Raw genomic sequence first — 24,026 nt, 5'->3', positions numbered from 1 at the left:
TTTGCAGGCTTTGGCAAGCTGCGCATCCGGTTCGAGCGACGCCTTCAGACTCATGAAGCGCTACTGAAACTAGCTGCAGCGATTATCTGCGCGAGGTTTGTTGATCGGTTGTGTTAGCCGCTCTAAAAGATGAATTGAAATAGCAGAACTAAACTTACACTTCGCATCTTTTCGCACGGTGCGCTCATATGCACTGCGACGTGAAAAGATACATCGTATCTAACTAATTAACCCAAAACAGCAGAACGATCAACCCTCCAAACTTATTTCGATCTTTTTCTCGAAACTTTTCAACCACGAGTTTGAACTGCACCATTTGTGAGCTTCTGTCTGCGGATGAGGTCGTAGAAAATCTCCATGTGGTTGAAGACATCGCTTCGTGGAAGCCTGAAGATCCAGAGCTTACGCGCGGATCATCGTGTGCATGGGCACTTGCAGATCCGGCTCCACAGACGTCGGCGTGTCTTGAGCGGAAGCCCAAAACGTCTGGACCGTGTCAGCCGTTTCAAGAAAGCCTTGCAAAAGCGCCTCAAAGTCCAATACCTCTAGACCGATGCTGCTGAAACGGCGAGACAAAAGCACCTCCCCCGTTTCAGGGTGAACACCCACCGTATTCCCCATGGTTCCGAGCATCCCGTAATTGGCGGCGAGCAAACGGCGCATCACGGCGGGGGTGGGCTCGGATGTAACCGCAAGTGTGCTGTAAAGCATGACTTGCGCGTTTTCCTGAGTCGCCTGGATGTGCACCTCCAGTTCGTCGAACTTGAGGCAACAATGATCGTCGTCATCGAGCATCAACCCGTCCAATCCAAGTGCTCTGCCGAAATCGAACAGCACCTGACTGATGAGAGTTTGCGTTGGCATCGTCTTTTACTCCTTCGCTGGAAGAACCTTTTTGCGCAATCTGGCCACTGCACGGTCTGGCCTATCTGAGCGTAAGTAACATCCCGCCTTCAATCGTTCCATGGAACTGGTGCCGCACTGACCGTTACTCACCAAGCACATTCATTCTGGAGACATCATCCATGACCCCACCAGTACAGAACTCCGGCACCTGCCCCAATCTGGAAGCATTTCTGAGCGCATCCTCCAGAACCGGACTGGATGACAACATCCGAGTGAACTCGAAGGGGACCGAAGTCAAGGCAGAGAGTTTCTTCAAAAAGACCTTCAGTTGGATGAGCAATACTCATCATGAAACACGGTTGGCGTTCAAGCAGGCTTTGACCGATCAGTATGGAGTCGCTGCATTGACAGACGAGATACTCGCGTTCAACCCTGACTTCGAGGGGTCGAGCCCGCTGACCTCTCGAGAGATTCAAGTCATGAACGTGCTGATGGCCGAAGCCGCCCGTGCTTTTGTGAATCCGCAAACCGGCGGCTCCACAAGGACACCATCCTATGAGCCATCAGTTGCTCGTCTGACGCCTCCGGATTCGTCGCTCACACGTGCCCGCACGTATGACTCATCTCGCGCTCGCTTGACGCCGGCAGATCCTTCCCTGGCGCCGCCGCGGGGACGCAACGTCACGCCACCCAATGCTGAATCAAGAGAGGAGTATCGAGCCTCACTCCGTTCGTCGCCACGCCCTCCTGCCACTCGCCCACACCACCTGGCATCCCGAAGAGAGTCGCCTCAAGCAACCGAAATATCAGGCGCTTCCCAAGAGCTCGCCAGAAAAAGTGCCATCGACATACTTGAACAAATCCATAACAGCGTCGACAGCTCCGCGACGTTTAACCAGCAGAAAGCCGAGTTACGCAAAAATCTGGAAGCAGCCGTCGGCAAATTTGGTTGCAATGACATGATGGGAATTCTGGAAACGGTGGCCAATGGATCCACTTTCAATACAGTCGTCCACGAAAAAACTCGCGTCTTGCATTTTGCCGAAGGGAACTTCGCGTATGCGTCAGCCAACCTCGAGTCGACTCATGCCGACGCAATGCTAAAAGCTGCGCAAAATACCGAAACAGAAGCGGCGAAAGCAGTCACTGACGCAACGAAGGACACTGACGCAACGAAGGACACTGACGCAACGAAGGACACTGACGCAACGAAGGAGGCCGACGCAGCGAAACTGGCCGAGTTGAAGAAAGCTCACTCCGAGGCCGCCAAAGCAGCCGCCGATGCGGCAATAGTCGCTGCTGACGCACAGAAAGTGGTCAAAGATTTGCGAGCCAGAATTGAGGGCGGATCCAAGGGAAATGGTTGGTAAACCCTATTTCACTCAAGATGGGACGCCAACTGTGCATGGGCGCCTTGGCGGGGCCATTGGATCCGATGAAATGACCCGACCCGCGAAGGCTCCAAAACAAGAAAGGCAGCCGAAGCTGCTTTTCTCTTAAGGCAAGGCACAAGCCTTACTTGCGCGTAGGTGGCACGTCGGTGCAGGAACCATGCGCGACTTCCGCAGCCATGCCGATGGATTCGCCCAGCGTGGGGTGTGGATGAATGGTCTTGCCGATATCGACGGTGTCAGCGCCCATTTCAATCGCCAGAGCAATCTCACCAATCATGTCGCCAGCGTGTGTGCCGACGATGCCACCGCCCAGAATGCGACCGTGGCCGTGCGCCTCGGGTGAATCGTCAAACAGCAGCTTGGTAAAGCCTTCGTCACGGCCATTGGCAATCGCGCGGCCTGAGGCGGCCCAAGGGAACATGCCCTTCTTGACCTTGATGCCCTGGGCCTTCGCCTGGTCTTCGGTGAGGCCGACCCATGCCACTTCGGGATCTGTGTAGGCCACGCTTGGAATCACGCGGGCGTTGAAGGCGCTGGATGCCAGTTCCTTGTTGCCTTGCAATTCACCAGCGATGACTTCGGCGGCCACATGCGCTTCGTGCACGGCCTTGTGCGCGAGCATCGGCTGACCCACGATGTCGCCAATCGCGAAGATGTTGGGCACGTTGGTGCGCATCTGGATATCGACGTTGATGAAGCCGCGATCCGTCACCGAAACGCCTGCTTTTTCTGCGCCGATCTTCTTGCCATTCGGCGTGCGGCCCACGGCTTGAAGCACCAGATCGTAGGTCTGCGGCGCGGGGACGGTAGCGCCCTCCTTCGCTGGCTCGAACGACACCTTGATGCCTTCGGGCGTTGCTTCGGCAGCCACGGTCTTGGTGTTGACCATGATGTTGTCAAAGCGCGGTGCGTTCATCTTCTGCCAGACCTTCACCAGATCGCGATCAGCGCCCTGCATCAGGCCGTCCATCAGTTCAACCACATCCAGGCGCGCGCCGAGCGTGGAATACACCGTGCCCATTTCGAGGCCGATGATGCCGCCACCCAGAATCAGCATGCGCTTGGGCACGCTCTTCAGATCGAGCGCGCCGGTCGAATCGACCACGCGTTCATCCTTGGGCATGAACGGCAGATGCACGGCTTGCGAGCCCGCGGCGATGATGGCGTTCTTGAACTGAATGACCTTCTTGGTGCCGGTCTTGTCCTGCGCATCGCCCGTGGTTTCTTCCACTTCGATGTGGTTGGCGCTGACGAAGTTGCCGTAGCCACGCACGATGGTGACCTTGCGCATCTTCGCCATTTGGCCGAGACCGCCGGTGAGCTTACCGATCACCTTTTCCTTGTGGCCACGCAGTTGGTCGATGTTGACCTCGGGCGCTGCGAACTTGATGCCCGCGACTTCAAGGTGCTTGACCTCATCCATCACCGCAGCCACGTGCAGCAGCGCCTTGGATGGGATGCAACCCACGTTCAGGCACACGCCGCCGAGCGTCTTGTAGCGTTCGACCACGATGACCTTCAGGCCCAGATCGGCTGCGCGGAACGCTGCGGAATAACCACCAGGGCCGCCGCCAAGAACGACCACGTCGCAGTCCATGTCGACCGTGCCGCCGAAGTTGCTGGCGACAGGTGCTGGAGTGGCTGCAGCGGGTGCGGCAGTTGGTGCCGCCACAGGCGCAGGCGCAGCCACGTTGTCACCCTTGGGAGCTGCCAGCGATGTGGAATCTGCGCCCACTTCCATGCTCACGATCACCGAGCCTTCGGACACACGGTCGCCGATCTTGACCTTGAGTTCCTTGACCACACCTGCGTGACTCGACGGGATTTCCATCGAAGCCTTGTCAGACTCAACGGTGAGCAAAGACTGATCCACTTCGACCTTGTCGCCTGGCGCGACAAGCAACTCGATAACGCCAACGTCTGCGAAATCGCCAATGTCGGGAACTTTGATATCAACGGTTGGCATATGTGTTTCTCCTGTATTGCGTTTCTTGTTTAGATGAATGAGTAACGTTGGGTGCGATACACGACCACATCAACACGTCAGACATGTTTGGGAAATCAAATTTGACTGGAACTGCGTTAGACGTTGCATGTTTCAACTCCAATCAAACGTATGCAGAACGGTGCGTGAATCGGGCTCATAGAAAACCAGTATCTCGCAAGGATGCCGAGTGCCAAAATTGTCTGCATGCACTGTGGCGATATGCGAGAACTGCTTGTTCTCGCCCGGCAGCTGAACGATGACTTCGCCTCGGTTGCCGGTATCGATCAGGGGGTCATCGCCGGAGCTGGACCAATTGCCGTATTCTGCGAAACCACCAGCGTATTCCAGCACATGTCTGACGCCTGATTCAGGGTACTCATTTTTTGCACGAGGCTGGAAGAAAGGTTCATGCGGCCTGAGAAAGTCGTCGCCGTACAAATTCATATCCCAGCCATGCTCAAGATACTTTTTTCGTGCGGCAGCATGTGACGCATGACTTAACTCGTAATGCAACAGAAGGCAGTCGCGCATGGAATATTTGGATTCGCGGGCAGCATTGGAAAAGACATCGAATCCAGGGTCAGTCACGCCAACTTCGCGCAAATCATCTGCCAGATGTTCTACCGCACTCCAGTCCCAGTTCTTTTCAGCGAACGAGTCAGTTGCAGGCTGCTCGAGCAAGAAGTAACGCCAGTCGCCAAGCAAGTGATAACGGTTGCGTTCATCAAGACGAAAAGCAAGCCAGTTGGGCTTGAGCAAATCGTTGGTGAAATCCCCCGCAAAGTCTCCAACGCAACCGTCATATGGTTCGCACGGATCGAGCACATGAATCCTGCCCGACCACGCATCGTCAAACATGTCCAGATCAAGCGAAAGCAACGGCATGAAGTGCTTGCCGTGCGATGCCACATCTTCGGCGGGCAGCACCTGAGTGATGTCCGGGAAAACGGTCATGCCAGGCAATGCGTCACGCAAGCCCATGATTGGACGTGTTTTCAGATCGCGTAGCTTCTGCTGCACCGCCTGCTCCTTGTCGACAATCCAGCGCCGGATTCCGCATAGTCGCCGCGCCCAGCTGGGCACGGTCTGTATGCGAAATCCTGCTCCGGCCGTTTACAGCAGAATGCGGCGGTAGTCCGCCAGCACCTGACCCAGATAGGCGTTGAAACGCGCAGCCGCAGCGCCGTCGATCACGCGATGGTCGTACGACAGCGACATCGGCAGAATCAGGCGCGGAACAAACTGCTTGCCATCCCAGACGGGCTTCATCTGGCCCTTGGAGAGGCCCAGAATCGCCACTTCAGGCGCGTTGATGATCGGCGTGAAATGCGTGCCGCCAATGCCGCCCAGCGAGCTGATCGACATGCAACCGCCCTGCATATCAGCAGCGCCGAGCTTGCCGTCGCGCGCCTTCTTCGCCAATTCGCCCATTTCCTGGCTGATCTGCATGATGCCCTTCTTGTCGGCATCCTTGAGCACCGGAACCACCAGGCCATTGGGCGTGTCTGCCGCAAAGCCGATGTTGTAGTACTGCTTGTAGACGAGCGTGTCGCCGTCGAGGCTGGTGTTGAACTCGGGGAACTTCTTCAGCGCAGCGACCACCGCCTTGATCACGAAGGCCAGCATGGTGACCTTGATGCCGCTCTTTTCGTTTTCCTTGTTTGTGGAAACACGGAAGGCTTCCAGATCGGTGATGTCGGCATCGTCGTTGTTGGTGACGTGCGGAATCATGACCCAGTTGCGCGACAGATTGGCACCCGAGATCTTCTTGATGCGCGAGAGATCCTTGCGCTCAACCGTGCCGAACTTGGCGAAGTCGACCTTCGGCCATGGCAGCAGATCGAGACCAACGCCGGAGCCGCCCTTGGGCGCAGCAGCGGCTTGCGCCTTGGTCTGCAGAGCGCCGGTCATCACCTGCTTGGTGAAGGCTTGCACGTCTTCCGCCACGATGCGGCCCTTGTTGCCGGAGCCCTTCACTTCTTCCAGCGGCACGCCGAGTTCGCGGGCGAACTTGCGCACGGAAGGAGATGCGTATGGCAGGCTGCCAGTGGGCGCGACGGTCGGGTTGTGCGCGGGCACGACAGCGGCTGCGGCTGGCGCGGCCACCGCAGCGGGAGTGGATGCGACAGGTGCTGCTGCAGGAGCGGCAACGGGTGCAGGGGCCGCAGTGGCTGAAGCGGGTGCCGCCGGTGCGGCACCACCCTGCCCGCTCATCTGGCCGACCACGTCGCCCACGTTCACCTTGTCGCCCACCTTGAGGGTCAATGCGGTGATCGTGCCGGCGGCGGGCGATGGGATTTCCATCGACGCCTTGTCGGATTCGACGGTGAACAGCGATTGCTCGGCGGTGACCGTGTCGCCCACCTTCACGAGCAGTTCAATGACGGCAACGTCCTTGAAATCGCCGATGTCGGGGATCTTGATGTCCATGTTGGTTGCAGCTGCCGGAGCCGCTGCGGTCGCGGCAGGCGCTGGTGCAGCCGCCTGTGCGGGTGCCGGAGCGGTTGCGGGCGCTGCGGCTGGTGCGGGCGCAGGTGCAGCCGCTTCGCCGGCGGTTTCCAGCATCAGGACGACGGAGCCTTCCTTGACCTTGTCGCCCACGTTGACCTTGAGTTCCTTGACCACGCCGGCGTGGCTCGAGGGAATCTCCATCGAGGCCTTGTCGGACTCGACGGTGATCAGCGATTGCTCGACCGTGACGGTATCGCCGGGCTTCACGAGAAGCTCGATCACTCCGACTTCCGCGAAATCGCCAATGTCCGGGACTTTAATTTCTGTCAGTGCCATCTTGGTGTCTCCCTTGGGCTATCAGGCGTGCAGCGGGTTGATCTTTTCAGTCTTGATGCCGTACTTGGCGATCGCGTCGGCGAGCTTCTGCGCAGGCAGCTTGCCCTCTTCCACGAGGCCCGTCAGCGCGGCCAGCACGATGTAGTGGCGGTTCACCTCGAAGTGTTCGCGCAGCTTGGCGCGGAAGTCCGAACGGCCGAAACCGTCCGTGCCCAGCACCTTGAACGAGCGGCCCTTGGGGATGTAGGGGCGGATCTGTTCGGAGTAGGCCTTCATGTAGTCGGTCGACGACACGATGGGTCCAGTGCTGTTGGACAGCTCTTGCGTGACGAACGGCACCTTCGGTGTTTCCAGCGGATGCAGCATGTTCCAGCGCTCGGCGTCCTGGCCGTCGCGGGTCAGTTCGTTGTAGCTTGGGCAGCTCCAGATGTCCGCGGCGACGCCCCAGTCCTGGGCCAGCAGTTCCTGTGCGAAGAACGATTCGCGCAGGATGGTGCCCGAACCGAGCAGCTGCACGCGCAGGTCGCCAGCGCCGCCGGACTTGCACATGTACATGCCCTTGAGGATCTTCTCTTCGGTGCCGGGCGTGAGGCCGGGCATCGCGTAGTTTTCGTTCAGCAGCGACAGGTAATAGAACACGTTTTCCTGGTTCTGCACCATGCGGCGCAGACCTTCGTGCATGATCACCGCGACTTCGTGGGCGAAGGTCGGGTCGTAGCTGATGCAGTTCGGAATGGTGTTCGCCAGGATGTGGCTGTGTCCGTCTTCGTGCTGCAGTCCCTCGCCGTTCAGCGTGGTGCGACCGGACGTGCCGCCCAGCAGGAAGCCGCGCGCTTGCAGGTCACCCGCAGCCCATGCCAGATCGCCGATGCGCTGGAATCCGAACATCGAGTAGTAGATGTAGAACGGAATCATGATGCGGTTCGAGTGGCTGTAGCTGGTTGCCGCTGCAATCCAGCTGGCCATGCCGCCCGCTTCGTTGATGCCTTCCTGCAGGATCTGACCCTTGGTGTCTTCCTTGTAGTACATGACCTGGTCCTTGTCGACCGGGGTGTACTGTTGACCATGCGGGTTGTAGATGCCGATCTGGCGGAACAGGCCTTCCATGCCGAAAGTGCGGGCTTCGTCCACCAGCACCGGCACCACGCGCGGACCGATTTCCTTGTCGCGCAGCAGCTGCGTGAGGAAGCGCACGTAGGCCTGTGTGGTCGAGATCTCGCGACCTTCGGGAGTGGCTTCGAGCACGGCCTTGAAGGTGTCGAGCGGCGGCACGGTGAACTGCTCGTCGGCCTTGTCACGGCGGTGCGGCAGGTAGCCACCCAGCGCCTTGCGACGCTCGTGCAGGTACCTCATCTCCGGGGTGTCGTCGGCCGGCTTGTAGAACGGGATGTCGGCGATCTGGCTGTCCGGAATTGGAATGTTGAAGCGGTCGCGGAAGGCCTTGATGTCTTCGTCGCCGAGCTTCTTGGTCTGGTGGACGGTGTTCTTGCCTTCACCGATCTTGCCCATGCCGAAGCCCTTGACGGTCTTCACCAGCAGCACGGTGGGCTGACCCTTGTGGGTATTGGCTGCGGCGAACGCGGCGTAGACCTTCTGCGAATCATGGCCGCCACGGCGCAGATCCCAGATCTCGTCGTCGCTCATGTGTTCGACCATCTTCAGCGTGCGTGGGTCGCGGCCGAAGAAATGCTTGCGCACGTAGGCACCGTCATTGGCCTTGAAGGCCTGGTAGTCGCCGTCGTTGCACTCCATCATGATCTTGCGCAGCGCACCGTCCTTGTCGCGGGCGAGCAGGTCGTCCCAGCCCTTGCCCCAGATGAGCTTGATCACGTTCCAGCCGGAGCCGCGGAACTCGCCTTCGAGTTCCTGAATGATCTTGCCGTTGCCGCGCACCGGGCCGTCCAGACGCTGCAGGTTGCAGTTGATGACGAACACGAGATTGTCGAGGTTCTCGCGGGCGGCCAGACCGATGGCGCCCAGCGATTCCACTTCGTCCATTTCACCGTCGCCGCAGAACACCCAGACCTTGCGGTTCTCGGTGTTGGCGATGCCGCGTGCGTGCAGGTACTTGAGGAAACGCGCCTGATAGATCGCCATCAGCGGGCCAAGGCCCATCGACACCGTGGGGAACTGCCAGAAGTTGGGCATGAGCTTGGGGTGCGGATAGCTCGACAGGCCCTTGCCGTCCACTTCCTGGCGGAAGTTCAGCAGTTGTTCTTCGGAGATGCGGCCTTCCAGATAGGCGCGGGCGTAGATGCCGGGAGACACGTGGCCTTGAATGAACAGGCAGTCGCCGCCATGGTTTTCGTTTTCCGCGTGCCAGAAGTGGTTGAAGCCCGCGCCAAACATGTTGGCCAGCGAGGCGAACGAACCGATGTGACCGCCCAGATCACCGCCTTCGGGCGGGTGAATGCGGTTGGCCTTGACCACCATGGCCATCGCGTTCCAGCGCATGTAGGCGCGCAGGCGGCCTTCGATGATCAGGTTGCCGGGGCACTTGGCTTCCTGATCGGTTTCGATGGTGTTGACGTAGCCGGTGTTGGCCGAGAACGGCATGTCGATGCTGCTCTCGCGTGCGTGCTCCAGCAGTTGCTCGATCAGCTCGTGCGCATATTCTGCGCCCTCACGATCGATGACGGCACTCAGCGCATCCATCCACTCGCGTGTTTCCTGAGGGTCGATTGCTTTGCCAGTTTGGCCAGGGGTTGCTTCTGCCATGCCGAGTCTCCTTGGTGGAAATAGCTTATTAAAACCATAAATTTGCACGGAGTTTCGCACAGTTTTGACGAAATTTCGAATGGTGCCATGACTTTTTATATTATGGAATTTTGCTGCAATCGCACATTTTTTCTCGGTATGAAATCTCCCTCGAAGCTCCTATAAACTCTCGCTCATGACAGCCTCAGACAATGCGGGAAAACCACCAGCAGAAACTTTGAAAACCCCAGTGCGATGGTGGCGTACTTGGTGGCGCAGTCTTTCGCCCACGCGGCAGGACCGTTTTGCCGCCCTCGCCCCGCTGGCTGCGGTGATGATGTTTCTCGCAGCCATCGTGGCTTCTTTCTGGTATTTGCGCAGTGAGGAAATCGAGCGCGAAAAGGAGGCACTCAAGCGCGATGTGGAATACGCGCAACAGCGCGTGCGCCTGCGGTTGCTGGAACGCCAGGAACAGGTCATGCGCATCGCGCGCGACCTCTCCAATCAGGATCTGGACCGCGCCGAATTCGATCGCCGCGCCGAGGCGCTCATCAGCCAATACCCCGAATTGCAGGCAGTCACCTGGATTGACGAGCGCCTGCGCATCCGCGCGAGCCATGCCGCGCCGACGCTCTCCAGCAGCCAGTTGCGCGTGGTGGGCGAGACCATCAAGCGCGGCGATACGGCCGACACGTTTTCACTCGCGCGCGACATGCAGCAGCCGGTGTATTCACAGCCCATCGGCTCGCGCAACGACGTGCCGCCACTGCTTCAGCTGCAGGTTCCCCTCGCATCGCAAGGCAAGTTCGCGGGCGTGGTGCTCAGCGAGTATTCCATCGACAACCTGCTGCGCTACGGCACGCCGACCGAGGTGCTTGCGCGCTACGCGGTCACGCTGCTCGACAGCAACGGGCAGATCCTCGCGGGCACGCCGCTCGAGCCGCGCCGCACGGCATTGATCACGCGCGACGTGCGCGCCAATGAATACGAAGTGCCGGTTTCTCCCGTGGGCAATGGATTGCTGCTGCGCGCGCAGGCCTATCGCACCTCGCTGGGCGTGATCGGCAGCGGGCTGTTCTGGCTGGTGGGCGCGCTCTCGGTGATGACGGCCTGGCTGCTGATCGCCACCTGGCGGCACACGCGCCGCAGACTGCAGGCGCAGCAGGCGCTGGTGGCCGAGACCAACTTTCGCCGTGCGATGGAGAACTCCATGCTCACCGGCATGCGCGCCGTGGACATGCAGGGCCGTATCACCTATGTGAATGCCGCGTTCTGCCAGATGACCGGCTGGAGCGAGCAGGACCTCGTCGGCCAGACCCCGCCCTATTCCTACTGGCCCGACACCGACCACGAGACCTTCCAGTCCAAGACCAACGACGAGCTGTCCGGCAAGGGCGTTCCCGGCGGGTTCCAGGCGCGGGTCAAGCGCAAGAGCGGATCGCTGTTCGATGCGCGCCTCTATGTGTCGCCGCTGGTGGACGCCAAAGGCAAACAGACCGGCTGGATGACGTCGATGACCGACATCACCGAGCCCAACCGCGTGCGCGAACAGCTCACCGCATCGCACGAGCGCTTCACCGTCGTGCTCGAATCGCTCGACGCCTCCGTGTCGGTCGCGCCGCTGGGCAGCGCCGAACTGCTGTTCGCCAACCGCCTGTATCGCCAATGGTTCGGCTCACAGACCGACGGGCATCTGGAACTGGTCGCCCAAGCGGGCGTGCTGCCCTCCAAGGAGCCCGCCAGCGTGGACGACGAAGACGGCCTCATGGGCCTGCCCACCGATTCGCTCACCAGCGCCCGCTCGGAGAACGCCGAGATCTACCGGCCCGAGCTCGGCAAGTGGCTGGAAGTGCGCTCGCGCTATTTGAACTGGGTGGACGGACGCCTCGCGCAGATGGTGATCGCCACCGACATCACGCCGCGCCGCCTCGCCGAAGAACAGGCTGCCCGCCAAGCGGAGCGCGCGCAATCGGTGAGCCGCCTCATCACCATGGGCGAGATGGCCTCCAGCGTCGCGCACGAGCTCAACCAGCCGCTGGCCGCCATCAGCAATTACTGCAGCGGCATGGTCACGCGCATCGAGAACAAGCAGATCAGCGAGGAGATGCTGATTTCCGTGCTGCAGAAAACCGCGCACCAGGCGCAGCGTGCGGGGCAGATCATCCAGCGCATTCGACAGTTCGTGAAGAAAAGCGAGCCCAATCAGACGCTGGCGGACGTGCACGGCATGGTCAACGAGGCGGTGGAGCTGGCCGACATCGAACTGCGCCGCAACAACGTGCGGCTCACGCACTATGTCGCCGCACGCCTGCCCAAGGTGATGGCCGACACGATTCTGATCGAGCAGGTGCTGATCAATCTGATGAAGAACGGCGCGGAGTCGATCAACCAGGCCGACCGTCCCACCGCACGCCGCAGCGTCGAGCTGCGGGTTGTGCCGCGCCAGCTGGAAGGGCAAAATGTCGTCGAATTCTCCGTGCAGGACACTGGCAAGGGTCTGGCGCCCGAAGTGCTCGCCCATTTGTTCGAGGCTTTTTTCTCGACCAAGCAGGAAGGCATGGGCATCGGCCTGAACCTGTGCCGCAGCATCGTCGAGTCCCATCACGGACGAATGCACGCCGAGAACATCTACAATGGAACGGAAGTAACCGGGTGCCGGTTCTCTTTCTGGTTGCCGCTGACGACATCAGAGGCGGCCACTACTGAATCTGTAGCAACGCCAACGCCAAGGACTATCGAATGAGTTTGATCCCGAAAAAAGGCACCATCTACGTCGTTGATGACGACGAAGCGGTACGTGATTCCCTGCAATGGTTATTGGAAGGCAAAGACTACCGCGTGCGTTGCTTTGATTCGGCTGAATCATTTCTGGCGCGATACGACCCCCGTGAGGTCGCCTGTCTGATCGTCGACATCCGCATGGGCGGCATGACCGGCCTCGAGCTGCAGGACCGTCTGCTGGAGCGCAACTCCCCGCTGCCCATCGTCTTCATCACCGGTCACGGCGACGTTCCGATGGCGGTGAACACCATGAAGAAGGGTGCGCTGGATTTCATCCAGAAACCGTTCAACGAAGACGAACTGGTGCCCTTGGTCGAACGCATGCTCGACCATGCGCGCGAAGCCTTCTCCGGCCACCAACAGGCCGCCAGCCGCGATGCCCTCCTCTCCAAGCTCACCGGCCGCGAATCGCAGGTGCTCGAGCGCATCGTCGCCGGTCGTCTGAACAAGCAGATCGCCGACGACCTCGGCATCAGCATCAAGACCGTGGAAGCGCACCGCGCCAACATCATGGAAAAGCTCAACGCCAACACGGTGGCCGACCTGCTCAAGATTGCACTCGGCCCCACGGCAAAGGCCTAAGAGCGTGTTGACGATCTCCACAATGCGATCTCCACACTGTCTTGCAGGCGCGGCCTCGCGCTGAGATCGTAAACACGCCCTGAAAGCCCCGTCATTTCCCAAAAGCTGCCCGCGAACCGAAAATCGCGGCAGCTTTTTGCATTTCTACCGTCCGCTTTTCGTTTTCGTTTTTTCGTTTCTTTGAAGTTCCCCGCACCATGACAGCCCAAATCATCGATGGCAAGGCCCTCTCCGCCCAACTCCGCACCGAAGTCGCCGCACGCGCCGCAACGCTCAAGGCGAAATCCGGCATCACGCCCGGTCTGGCCGTGATCCTCGTCGGTGACAACCAGGCGTCCCAGGTCTATGTGCGCAACAAGGTCAAGGCCTGCGAAGAAGCCGGTTTCCACTCCGTGCTCGAGAAGTACGACGCCACGATGACCGAGGCAGAGCTGCTGGCCCGCGTCGAGGCGCTCAACAACGACCCGAGCATCCACGGCATCCTCGTGCAGTTGCCGCTGCCCAAGCACATCGACGACCACAAGGTCATCGAAACCATCTCGCCCGCCAAGGACGTGGACGGCTTCCACGTGGCCAGCGCCGGCGCGTTGATGGTCGGTGAAGTCGGCTTCAAGGCCTGCACGCCCTACGGCTGCATGAAGATGCTCGAGTCCATCGGCATGAAGGATCTGCGTGGCAAGCATGCGGTGGTGATCGGCCGCTCCAACATCGTCGGCAAGCCCATGGCGATGATGCTGCTGGCCGCCAATGCCACGGTGACCGTCACGCACAGCGGCACGGCCGATCTGGGCGCGATGACGCGCCAGGCCGACGTGGTCGTGGCCGCCGTGGGCAAGCGCAACGTGCTGACGGCCGACATGGTCAAGCCCGGCGCCGTGGTGATCGACGTGGGCATGAACCGCGACGACGCGGGCAAGCTCTGCGGCGACGTGGACTACGACGGCGTCAAGGAGGTGGCGGGCTTCATTACCCCCGTGCCCGGTGGTGTCGGTCCCATGACCATTACGATGCTGCTGGTCAACACCATGGAATCGGCCGAGCGCACAGCGGGCTGATCCGGGTTGGGAAAACGCCGCCGGTCAGCTCCGGTGGCGCTTGAATTCTGGCGTTTTGGCGATACCTATTCCAACATGAGCAGCAATCCACTTCTTGAGAACTACAACCTCCCTCCGTTCGACCGCATCCAGCCGTCCGACGTGGGCCCCGCCATCGACGCCCTGATCGCCCGCGCCAACGACGCGCTCGAGAAGGTCACCCAGCCGGATTTTCCCGCAGCCTGGAACGACATTTCGGCGGTGCTGGACGTGGCCACCGAGAAGCTCGGAACCGCTTGGGGCGCGATCAACCACCTCAACAGCGTGGCCGATACGCCCGAGCTGCGCGCAGCCTACAACGAGGCTCTGCCCAAGGTCACCGAGTTCTGGACGCGCCTCGGTGCCGACGAGCGCCTGTACGCCAAGTACAAGGCCATCACGCCGGGCTCGCTGAACAAGGAACAGCGCGCGGCATGGGACCACGCGATGCGCGGCTTCGTGCTCTCCGGCGCCGAACTGCAAGGGGCGGCCAAGGAGCGATTCGCCAAGATTCAGGAACGCATGGCCGAGCTGAGCCAGAAGTTCAGCGAAAACGCGCTGGATGCAACGGACGCGTTTGCCTACTACGCCGAGATCGATGAACTGGACGGTGTGCCCGAGGACATCCAGCAGGCCGCCCGCGCCGCTGCCGAGGCCGATGGCAAGGCCGGCTACAAACTCACGCTCAAGCTGCCCTGCTACCTGCCGGTGATGCAGTTCGCCAAGAGCAGCGCGCTGCGCGAGAAGCTCTACCACGCCTATGTGACCCGCGCCTCGGACCAGGCCGAGGGCGATGCCCTGAAATTCGACAACTCGGCCAACATGCAGGAGATTCTGGCGCTGCGCAAGGAAGAGTCCCAGCTGCTCGGCTACGCGAACTTCGGAGAGGTTTCGGTCGTCACCAAGATGGCGAAGTCGCCCAAGGAAGTCATCGATTTCCTGCGCGATCTGGGACAGCGCGCCAAGCCCTACGGCGAGAAGGACGTGGCCGATCTGCGCGCCTTCGCGAAGAACGATCTGGGGCTCGCCGATCCGCAGCCGTGGGACTGGCCGTTCATTTCCGAAAAGCTCAAGGAAGCCCGCTACTCGTTCAGCGAGCAGGAACTCAAGCAGTATTTCCCGGCGCCCAAGGTGCTGGCCGGTCTGTTCAAGATCGTGGAGACGCTGTTCGAAGTCTCGATCCGCAAGGACAGCGCGCCCGTGTGGAATCCGGCCGTCGAGTTCTACCGCATCGAGCGCCAGACGCCGCAGGGCGCGGTGCTGGTCGGTCAGTTCTACCTCGACCAACCTGCCCGCAAGGGCAAGCGCGGCGGCGCGTGGATGGACGACGTGCGCACCCGCTGGATGCGTCCCGACACCCACCAGTTGCAGACGCCGGTCGCGCATCTGGTGTGCAATTTCGCGGCGGGCGTCGAGGGCAAGCCCGCACTGCTCACGCATGACGACGTGATCACCCTGTTCCACGAAACCGGCCACGGCCTGCACCACATGCTCACGCAGGTGAACGAGCGCGACGTCTCGGGCATTTCCGGCGTCGAATGGGACGCGGTGGAGCTGCCCAGCCAGTTCATGGAAAACTTCTGCTGGGAATGGGATGTGCTCAAGCACATGACCGCCCATGTCGACACCGGCGAGGCCCTGCCCCGCGCGCTCTACGACAAGATGATCGCGGCGAAGAATTTTCAGTCCGGCATGCAGACGCTGCGCCAGATCGAATTCGCCCTGTTCGACATGCTGCTGCACACCGAACATGACCCTGCACAGCCCGTCATGCCCGTGCTGCAGAAGGTGCGCGCCGACGTTGCCGTGCTGCCGTCACCGGTCTACAACCGCATGGCCCACACGTTCAGCCACATCTTCGCGGGTGGCTATGCGGCGGGCTACTACAGCTACAAGTGGGCCGAGGTGCTCTCCGCCGACGCCTATGCCGCATTCGAGGAAACGGTGCTGCCCGACGGCTCGCCCAATCCCGAGACCGGCCGCAAGTACCGTGAATCGATTCTCGAAGCCGGCGGCGCCCGCCCGGCCATGGAGTCGTTCAAGGCCTTCCGAGGCCGCGAGCCGCAGCTCGACGCGCTGCTGCGCCACCAGGGCATGGCGAACTGAGAGCGTGTGGACGATCTCCACACCCGCTGCAACGCTCCGCTCAATTGAATAGCGGCTTTTTTCGTGTCAAGATCGCGACTCTCCGTTCGCAAGAGCGGAGAGTTCGAATCAGGATGATCCAGGAGGGAACCCCAAAATGAGCCGTGTCGGAAAGTTGTCCGTGTTTGCCGCAGCCGCCCTGCTGGGCGCTTCGGCCTTGGTGCCGGTGGACAGTGCAACAGCGCAGCAGATCTACCGCAGCGTCGGCCCCGACGGCAAGGTGACCTTCTCCGATCAGCCGCCCGCCAACAACGCCAACGCGAACACGAGCGTCAAGAGCAAGGGTGGCTCGTCCACGGAGTTCTCCGAGAGCGATTCCGGCAACGGCGCCCTGCCCTACACGCTGCAGCAGGTCGTCAACCGCTACCCCGTCACGCTCTACACCGGGGACGACTGCACGCCCTGCGTCAACGCCCGCAATCTGCTGATCACGCGCGGCATCCCGTTCACCGAGCGCACGGTGAGCAGCAACGAAAGCCTGGAAGCGCTCAAGGCGCTGAGCGGCAACAACAACATCCCGTTCGCCACCGTCGGCGCACAGCACCTCAATGGCTTCGCCGATACGCTGTGGACCCAGTATCTGGACGCAGCAGGCTACCCCAAGAAGTCGCAGCTCCCGGGCTCCTACCGCAGACCGCTGCCCACGCCGCTGGTCACCGCCAAGGAGCCTGCACAGGCCCCCGCACCTGCGCAAGCCGCCAGACCCGCCGCGCGCCCCGCTCCTGAACCCGAGACGACCGCGCCCTCCGGCCCTACGCCATCCAACCCGACAGGGCTGGTGTTCTGACGGACGATCCAACCATTGCGCCGCGCTGACAGATTCAGTGCGGCGCAATGCGGTTCCGAGCCCTGCGGCGTCCTTTCAGCCCACACCGCGCGTCAGAAATTCGGCGCTTCCACCCCGCCGTCCACAGACAGAATCTTCCCGGTAATCCAGCTCGCCGCCGGCGACGCCAGAAACAGCGCGGCCGCCGCGATGTCCTCGGGCTGGCCCATGCGTGCCAACGGCGTGCTCTTGACCATCCTGTCCTTGCGCTCGGGCGTGAGGAACGGCGCGAGGGCCTCGGTCATGATGGTGCCGGGCTCGATGGCGTTGATGCGCACGCTCGGACCGTAGTCCTGCGCGAGATTGCGGGTGAGCTGATTGAGCGCGGCCTTGGCGGCGCCGTACGCGCTGAAGTGCTTCTGCGCATATTTCGCCGCGACCGAGGAGATGTTGACCACAGCGCCGCCGCCCCGCTCCGCCATGACCGGCGCAGCCTTCTGGATCAGGCTGTAGGCCGGCACCACGTTGAACGCGAGCATGTCGCCGAGGCTTTTGCCGGGCACCTTGCGCGGATCGTTGGGACCGCCGCCACCCACGTTGTTGATGAGAATGGTGAGCTTGCCGAGCTCGGCGACCGAGCGCGCGATCAGCTGGTCAAGATCCGCGTCCTTGTTCACGTCACCGGGCACGGCGATCGCGCGTCGGCCCATGGCCTCGATCCGGGCCTTCACTTCGGCCAGATCGGTTTCGGTGCGTGCGAACAGCGCCACGTCTGCTCCGGCCTCGGCAAGCATCAGCGCGCAGGCACGGCCAATGCCCTTGCCTGCTCCGGTGACGACGGCAACCTGTCCGTCGAGCGCGAATTGGCGGAATACGTCCTTCATCTTTTCATCTCCTTCGTAGTCTGGATGAGCGGTATTGAAGAGCCATATTCATGGCGAACGCGCCTGCGCGCATCCGCCAAACGGACCATGAACGCCGGAAGTCACGCCGTGACGGAGCTTTTCAGCATCGGCAGGAAGTGCTCGCCATATGGCGGTAACATGCCCCATTCGCGGCGAGGATCGTGGCCGCCCGCGCTGTAGACCGAACGCGCATGGCTGAACTGCAGAAAGCCCTCGCGGCCGTGGTAGTGGCCCATGCCCGACGCGCCTACGCCGCCGAACGGAGCCTCGTGCAGCGCGGGATGCATCGTCACGTCATTGATCGAGACGCCGCCAGAGAGCGTGTGGTCCAGCACCCAGTCGCGCTCGGCGACGTCGGTGCCGAAGTAGTACAGCGCCAACGGACGGTCGCCCGCATTGATCTGCGCGACGGCGTTCTGGATGCTGTCGAACGTGCGCAGCACCACGGCGGGGCCGAAGATTTCGTGACGCGAGATTTCGGCGTCCAGCGGTGGATTGACCACCAGTGCAAACGGCAGACGGCGATCGGCCTCCCCCGCCGCCTGGCCCACTTCCACCACGCGTGCGCCGCGCGCCTTGGCATCGGCCACATAGCCGCTCACGCGCGCAAGATGGCGTTCGTTGACGATGGGCGTCATGTCGCGATTGCCAGTGACGCTCGGGTACATGCCCGCGTAGACCTCGCTGAACTTGGCGATCAGCGCCTCGAGCTGCGATGCATGCACCCAGATGGTGTCGGGTGCCACGCAGAGCTGGCCCGAATTGAGCGCCTTGCCCACGGCGATGCGCTCGGCGGCATTGGCGATGTCGGCCGATTCGCCGATGAGCACCGGCGACTTGCCGCCCAGCTCCAGCGTGACCGGAACGAGATTCTTCGCTGCGGCCGCCATGATCGACTTGCCCACCGGAATCGAGCCGGTGAACACGAGATGGTCCCATGCCTGCTCGGCGAACGCGGCCGAGACGGCGGCGTCGCCCTGTACCACGGTGAGCACGGCGGGATCAAAGCGCTTGGCGATGGCATCCGCCAGCACGGCTGCCGTGCGCGGCGCGATTTCGGATGGCTTGAGCACGGCGCTGTTGCCCGCCGCAAAGATGCAGGCCAGCGGCGACAGCAGCGTGAAGACCGGCGCATTCCAGGTGCCGATCACGCCGACCACGCCCTTGGGCTGGTACTTCACCCAGGCAGTGGCGCCGAACATGTCGAACGGCTTGACGCTCTCACGCGGCGAGTCGCCGATCCACTCGCGGAAATGGTCGCGCGCATGCTTGAGCGACGCCAGCGACCCCAGTACATCATTTGCCAGCGAAAACTCCACAGGACGCCCGCCGAAGTCCTCGCCCATGGCGGCGCAGAGCTCATCCTGGCACTCTACGAGCAGGTCGATCACCTGCTGCAGCCGCTGCTGGCGCACATCGGCGCTGACGGCGCCGTTCACGATGAAGGCTTTTTTCTGCGCCTGCTGCAGCGCGGCGATGGCGTCAAACTGGTTGAACTGGGTCACTGTCGGGTCTCCTGAGGGGTATGAATTATCTGGTGCGTTCCGTGAGGATATTGGGGTCTAAGGATTTCCCTAGCGTCGTCCAAAGGGACGATGGCGCACGGTTTCGGAGCACGCACGATGCCGCTCATGCCTACACCCCAACATCCCCCCGCCGTTACCTGGCGAACCCACCTCAGCCTTGCGCTGCTGGCCACGGTTTATATCTTTTCCTACATCGACCGTCAGGTCGTATCGATCCTGATTGAACCGATCAAGGCCGAATTCAACGCCACGGACACCCAGATCGGCATGCTCACCGGCCTCGCATTCGGGCTGCTCTACGCGGCGCTCGGCATTCCCGTGGGACGCCTTGCTGACAAGCACAACCGCCGCACCATCGTCGCGATCTGCTGCGGCGTGTGGAGTCTGGCGACCATGGGCTGCGGTATGGCGACGCACTACTGGCAACTGTTCGTTGCCCGCATGAGCGTGGCCGTGGGTGAAGCTGGTGGCATGGCTCCATCCATCTCGATGATCGCCGACATGTACCCGCCCAAGCGCCGCTCGCTCGCGATCAGCTTCTTCATGATGGGCCCGAATCTCGGCGTGCTGCTCGGGCTGTCCATCGGCGGCCTCATCGCGCAGGCCTACGGCTGGCGCGCCGCCTTTCTCGCGTTCGGCATTCCGGGCGTGCTGCTGAGTCTGGTCGTCTATCTGTTCGTGAAGGAGCCGGCGCGCGGCGCGTTCGAGACCGCTGCTGCCCAACCGGACGCCGCAAGGAACACACCGCAGGAATCGCTGCTGCGCCAGTCGCTGCGCCTGCTGTCGATGAAGCCGCTGCGCAACGTGGCCATCGCGTGCGGCATCGCAGCGATCTCGGGATACGGCTACGGCGTCTGGGCTCCCGCCTTCTTCATGCGGGCGCATGGCATGAGCATCGCCCATGCCGGTCTGGCATTCGGCCTCGCGAGCGGTGTGGGCTCGGTGGTGGGGGCAGTGTTCTGCGGATGGCTCAGCGACCGTCTTTGCCAGCGAGACCCCCGCTGGCAGCTGGGCCTTCCCGCACTTGGCGCGTTGATCTCGCTGCCCGCCGGCATCGCGGTGTTTCAGTGGCCGACCGCTGCCTTCTGGACGCTGGGCAGCACGCAGATTCCGCACGCCATGCTGTTCGTGCTGATCTTCGCGTTCTTCGCAAGCTGGTGGCCCACGCTCTCCTACAGTGCCGTGAGCCAGATGGTGAGCCCGAGCGAGCGCGGCGTGGGCGCGGCCCTGCTCAACCTGTTCGTCACCTTGCTCGGCGTCGGTCTGGGGCCCATGGTGACCGGCGCTCTCAGCGACCATTTTGCAGGCACTCAGGGCGCCGACGGCCTGCGCTGGGCGCTGACCTCGGTGGTCTCGCTGATGGTGTTCACCGTGCTGTTCTTCACGTTGGCGCTCGGGCCCTATCGCCGCCGCCTCAGCGAAATGAAACTGGCGATGGCCTGAGCCATCGCCTCGCCATCTGCTCAGCACTCAACAAACAACAAACAAAGAGTCCGCGACATGACCGCCCCCGTTCTATTCATCACCGGCGCAAGCCGAGGCATCGGCGCCGCCACCGCCATCCATTTCGCGCGCCAGGGCTGGCGCGTGGCGATCACCGCACGCACGCTGACCGAAGGCACGCAGCTCGCACACCAGTTGCGCAACCTAGATGGTTCGCTGTTGTCCGGCAGCCTTGAATCCACCGCCGCGCAGATCCGCGAGGCGGGTGGCGAGGTCTTCCCCCACGCGATGGACCTGATGGACCGCGCGTCGCTCGACCGCGCGACCGACGCCGTGCTCGCGCACTGCGGCCGCGTCGATCTGCTGATCAACAACGCCGTCTATCAGGGCCGAGAGGTCAACGCCCTGCTGCCCGATCTCCACCTCGACGCACTTGCGCGCACCATGCAGGGCAATGTTTACGCGCCGCTCCAACTCGCCCAGCGGCTGTTGCCGGGCATGTTGGCGCAGGGGTCCGGCCGCATCATCAACCTGTGCTCGGCAGCAGGCCAGTTCAACCCGCCCGTGCCCGCCGACCAGGGTGGATGGGGGTTTGCGTATGGCGCGTCAAAGGCCGCTATCGCACGCCTTGCGGGCTGCATCAACACCGAATACAAGAAGCGCGGCATCTGCGCGTTCAGCGTGAATCCAGGCGTGGTATCGACCGAGGCGGTAAAGGCCACCTTGGGCGACGACGGCCTGCTTGCCCAGCGCTACGGAGCATCCACGCCCGAACAGATTGCGGCCACCTTGTTCTGGCTGGCAACGTCCGCCGAAGCCCCGCCGCTCGCCAAATCGCCCGCCATGATCGACCTGCAGCCGCTCTACAAGGAGCGCGTGGAAGTCGCCGAAAACGTAGGCGCATAAGCCATTTGCGATAGATCAATCGCGCGCCCGGCATCTCGTCCAAACAGAGTATGCGAAGCCATAGGGCGTCGCTCAATATCACTTACCCACAACCAATACGGAGACAGCCATCCATGGCAACCACCAAAGACTACCGCCTCGGTGAATACACCTATCCACGCGGCTGGTTCATGATTTCCGACGCCGAATCGCTCAACACCCACAAGCCCGTGGCTGTGCGCTTTTTCGGTCAGGACTTCGCGCTGTATCGCGGCCGCGAATCCGGCAAGGTCATCCTGCTGGACGCCTACTGCCCGCACATGAAGACCCATCTGGCCGCGCGCAACACCACCAGCTACGTGGTGCTCGACGGCGGCGGCAGCAACGTGGAAGGCGACGGCATCCGCTGCCCTTATCACGGCTGGCGCTTCGGTGCGGACGGCAAGTGCGACGACATCCCCTATCACGACGGCCCGATCCCTGCGGCTGCCGCAGTCAAGACGTGGAAGGTCGAAGAACGCTACGGCGCGGTCTGGGTCTGGTTCGATCCCGAAGGCGGCGAACCCGACTATCCACTGCCCCACTTCGCGGACTGGGATGACGAGAACGTCGTCAACGGCACGTGGGACTACCTCGGCGAGCTGAACCAGCACCCGCAGGAGGTCGTCGACAACATCGCCGACTACGGCCACCTGAGTCCCATCCATGGCTCCACGGTCGAGCGCTTCGAGAACGAATTCAAGGGCACGAACGCCATCCAGCGCCAGTGCGGCGGCCACCGCACGCTGGTCGGTGAAGGCGGCGCGAGCGACATGCTGCATACCGACACCTGGTACCACGGCCCGGCCATTCTGGTCTCGCGCGTGACAGGCATGTTCAACTCGTTCATGATGATCATGCACACCCCCATCGAGGACGGCAAGATCAAAGTCTGGCACAACCTGCTCGTGCGCACCGCCCACGGCGGCAAGCCCGGACCAGCCGATCTGGTCGCGGCACGCCAGTTCCAGGAAGCCAGCCTGCTCGCGTTCGCGCAGGACTTCGAGGTGTGGAACCAGAAGGCGCCTTGCCTGAACCCGCTCTTCATCCCGAGCGATGGTCCGTTTCTCAAGGCGCGCATCTGGTACAAGCAGTTCTACAATCCGCGCGCCAAGGCGCAGGAGTATCTGGAGCAGTGCGAAGGCAAGTACATCCCCAAGGGCATGGTTGCCTACACCCAGGAGCCTGAAGCCGCTCCTGCCTGATTTTTTCTTTTGGATATCCAAGGTTTGAAGCCCGTGGGACTTTTGTTCTGCGGGCTTTTTTTCTTTTGCTCACGAAGCCTTTCGGCTTCGATGGGTCATTCGTTTGGGGGCGGCAATACGGGCCCTCATGCGTCGTTCCTCACGCTTGCCGTACAAGAGTACTGTCTGCGCGTGAGACGCCTAGCCTGAGGGCCCGTCTTGCCGTTGGGGGGATTGATCGGCGGCTCTGCTCGTTTCGTTGGCCCGCTGCCTGAAGCGGGGGCGCGTTTTTTTCAGGGGCGGCTGTGCGTTACTTGCGTGAGCATGAAAACGCTGTCGCCGGAGGCCTGCTTCGCGTCGCTCAGCGACTGGGCAGCCTCTTTCGCTGCTTGGACGGTATCGAACCACCACTCCACGATATATCCATATCCATAGCCCTCGGGCGCGGCGGCGTCGAGGGTGTTGCAGACTATGCGCTGTGCTGCATTGAGGCCGCCTGTGATCCATGCTGCAGGCAGGCTGGTGGGGGCTGATCGGGCTTTGGAGAACGTAGCTTCGCGCTGCAGGAAGCCGATGAGGATCATCGCATCGCGCTGTGGGTGGACCGCTTCATCCGCACTGCCCCGCAGCACATGCTGCTCGCAGAGCATAGAGAAGTTGCGCACATAGTCGGCGAAGACGCGCGGTTCGTCGGGGCGCATGATGCTCAGGGTTTCGGGATCGCTCCAGATGGCGTCGCCGGAGTTGCGGTCGGCCAGGACCATGAGGTTCACTCCGTCGTAGTCGCGGCTGAGGGTGGCAGGCAGCGCGTCATCCAGCACGCGCGCGCATTGGGCTACCGCCTTGACGCGTTGGCCTACGTTCCTGCACTGCTTGCCGAGGGCCGAGTGCGAGCGCCAGGCTTCGGGGAATTGTTCGGGCGCGAGCGTGGGGTTGCGGCGCGCGAGGTAGATCATTTTCCAGACGGCATTTTTCATGTCTTGTTC

At 61.9% G+C, this 24,026-nt stretch carries 17 protein-coding genes and 1 pseudogene; 10 read left to right on the top strand and 8 right to left on the bottom strand.

The features are described from left to right. Positions 1–117, top strand: a pseudogene (locus ISG32_RS25005) (IS5/IS1182 family transposase); the annotation flags it as partial. A 285-nt stretch (positions 118–402) separates the two neighbouring features. Here ISG32_RS25005 and ISG32_RS25000 read toward each other — a convergent pair. Then, positions 403–864 carry a type III secretion system chaperone gene (locus ISG32_RS25000; RefSeq protein WP_194773726.1) on the bottom strand — a complete coding sequence of 154 codons (462 nt, stop codon included), beginning with the start codon at positions 862–864 and terminating at the stop codon, positions 403–405. 161 nt (positions 865–1,025) lie between these two features. Here ISG32_RS25000 and ISG32_RS24995 point away from each other — a divergent pair, with 161 nt between their 5' ends. After that, positions 1,026–2,216 carry a hypothetical protein gene (locus ISG32_RS24995; protein ID WP_194773725.1) on the top strand — a complete coding sequence of 397 codons (1,191 nt, stop codon included), beginning with the start codon at positions 1,026–1,028 and terminating at the stop codon, positions 2,214–2,216. Between the two features lie 145 nt (positions 2,217–2,361). On the opposite strand, the gene lpdA is transcribed toward ISG32_RS24995, so the two are convergent. From lpdA to aceE, 4 genes are all read right to left on the bottom strand, one after another. After that, entirely contained in the window at positions 2,362–4,206 is a 1,845-nt protein-coding gene (lpdA, locus tag ISG32_RS24990) for a dihydrolipoyl dehydrogenase (RefSeq protein ID WP_194773724.1), read from the bottom strand. A gap of 132 nt (positions 4,207–4,338) precedes the next feature. Continuing rightward, positions 4,339–5,247 carry a hypothetical protein gene (locus tag ISG32_RS24985; RefSeq protein ID WP_194773723.1) on the bottom strand — a complete coding sequence of 303 codons (909 nt, stop codon included), beginning with the start codon at positions 5,245–5,247 and terminating at the stop codon, positions 4,339–4,341. Between the two features lie 93 nt (positions 5,248–5,340). Continuing rightward, positions 5,341–7,014 carry a dihydrolipoyllysine-residue acetyltransferase gene (gene aceF, locus ISG32_RS24980; protein WP_194773722.1) on the bottom strand — a complete coding sequence of 558 codons (1,674 nt, stop codon included), beginning with the start codon at positions 7,012–7,014 and terminating at the stop codon, positions 5,341–5,343. A 21-nt stretch (positions 7,015–7,035) separates the two neighbouring features. Next, complete coding sequence (gene aceE, locus ISG32_RS24975) at positions 7,036–9,732, bottom strand: pyruvate dehydrogenase (acetyl-transferring), homodimeric type (RefSeq protein ID WP_194773721.1); 2,697 nt, start codon at positions 9,730–9,732, stop codon at positions 7,036–7,038. A gap of 175 nt (positions 9,733–9,907) precedes the next feature. Between aceE and ISG32_RS24970 the strand changes: the two genes are divergently transcribed. From ISG32_RS24970 to ISG32_RS24950, 5 genes are all read left to right on the top strand, one after another. Next, positions 9,908–12,454, top strand: coding sequence for a PAS domain S-box protein (locus tag ISG32_RS24970; protein WP_194773720.1), 2,547 nt, complete (start codon positions 9,908–9,910; stop codon positions 12,452–12,454). After that, on the top strand, positions 12,451–13,074 hold the full coding sequence (locus ISG32_RS24965) for a response regulator transcription factor (RefSeq protein ID WP_194773719.1): 624 nt from the start codon (positions 12,451–12,453) through the stop codon (positions 13,072–13,074). The genes ISG32_RS24970 and ISG32_RS24965 overlap by 4 nt, the downstream gene beginning before the upstream one ends. Before the next feature lie 197 nt (positions 13,075–13,271). Further along, positions 13,272–14,129, top strand: coding sequence for a bifunctional methylenetetrahydrofolate dehydrogenase/methenyltetrahydrofolate cyclohydrolase FolD (gene folD, locus ISG32_RS24960; RefSeq protein ID WP_194773718.1), 858 nt, complete (start codon positions 13,272–13,274; stop codon positions 14,127–14,129). A gap of 75 nt (positions 14,130–14,204) precedes the next feature. Further along, positions 14,205–16,253 (top strand): M3 family metallopeptidase, encoded by a 2,049-nt coding sequence (locus ISG32_RS24955; protein WP_194773717.1) that lies wholly within the window; start codon positions 14,205–14,207, stop codon positions 16,251–16,253. Positions 16,254–16,389: 136 nt separating this feature from the next. After that, complete coding sequence (locus tag ISG32_RS24950; protein WP_194773716.1) at positions 16,390–17,079, top strand: glutaredoxin family protein; 690 nt, start codon at positions 16,390–16,392, stop codon at positions 17,077–17,079. A gap of 92 nt (positions 17,080–17,171) precedes the next feature. On the opposite strand, the gene ISG32_RS24945 is transcribed toward ISG32_RS24950, so the two are convergent. Together ISG32_RS24945 and ISG32_RS24940 are read right to left on the bottom strand one after the other, a co-directional pair. Next, positions 17,172–17,942 carry an SDR family NAD(P)-dependent oxidoreductase gene (locus ISG32_RS24945; protein ID WP_194773715.1) on the bottom strand — a complete coding sequence of 257 codons (771 nt, stop codon included), beginning with the start codon at positions 17,940–17,942 and terminating at the stop codon, positions 17,172–17,174. A gap of 101 nt (positions 17,943–18,043) precedes the next feature. After that, positions 18,044–19,468, bottom strand: a complete 1,425-nt coding sequence (locus tag ISG32_RS24940) for an aldehyde dehydrogenase family protein (RefSeq protein ID WP_194773714.1) — start codon at positions 19,466–19,468, stop codon at positions 18,044–18,046. A 126-nt stretch (positions 19,469–19,594) separates the two neighbouring features. Between ISG32_RS24940 and ISG32_RS24935 the strand changes: the two genes are divergently transcribed. The 3 genes from ISG32_RS24935 to ISG32_RS24925 all read left to right on the top strand — a co-directional run bounded on the left by ISG32_RS24935 (position 19,595) and on the right by ISG32_RS24925 (position 23,061). Further along, positions 19,595–20,932, top strand: coding sequence for a spinster family MFS transporter (locus tag ISG32_RS24935; protein ID WP_228530098.1), 1,338 nt, complete (start codon positions 19,595–19,597; stop codon positions 20,930–20,932). Between the two features lie 57 nt (positions 20,933–20,989). Continuing rightward, positions 20,990–21,838 (top strand): SDR family NAD(P)-dependent oxidoreductase, encoded by an 849-nt coding sequence (locus ISG32_RS24930; RefSeq protein ID WP_194773712.1) that lies wholly within the window; start codon positions 20,990–20,992, stop codon positions 21,836–21,838. A gap of 113 nt (positions 21,839–21,951) precedes the next feature. Then, positions 21,952–23,061, top strand: a complete 1,110-nt coding sequence (locus tag ISG32_RS24925; RefSeq protein WP_194773711.1) for a Rieske 2Fe-2S domain-containing protein — start codon at positions 21,952–21,954, stop codon at positions 23,059–23,061. 272 nt (positions 23,062–23,333) lie between these two features. Here ISG32_RS24925 and ISG32_RS24920 read toward each other — a convergent pair whose 3' ends face one another. Continuing rightward, a complete protein-coding gene (locus ISG32_RS24920; protein WP_194773710.1) occupies positions 23,334–24,017 on the bottom strand; it encodes an EthD domain-containing protein in 684 nt (227 codons plus the stop codon). Positions 24,018–24,026 lie beyond the last annotated feature (9 nt).

It is taken from the genome of Diaphorobacter caeni (assembly GCF_015354245.1).
Taxonomy (GTDB): Bacteria; Pseudomonadota; Gammaproteobacteria; order Burkholderiales; family Burkholderiaceae_C; genus Diaphorobacter_A; species Diaphorobacter_A caeni.
This window is presented reverse-complemented; position numbering and strand designations above follow the sequence as displayed.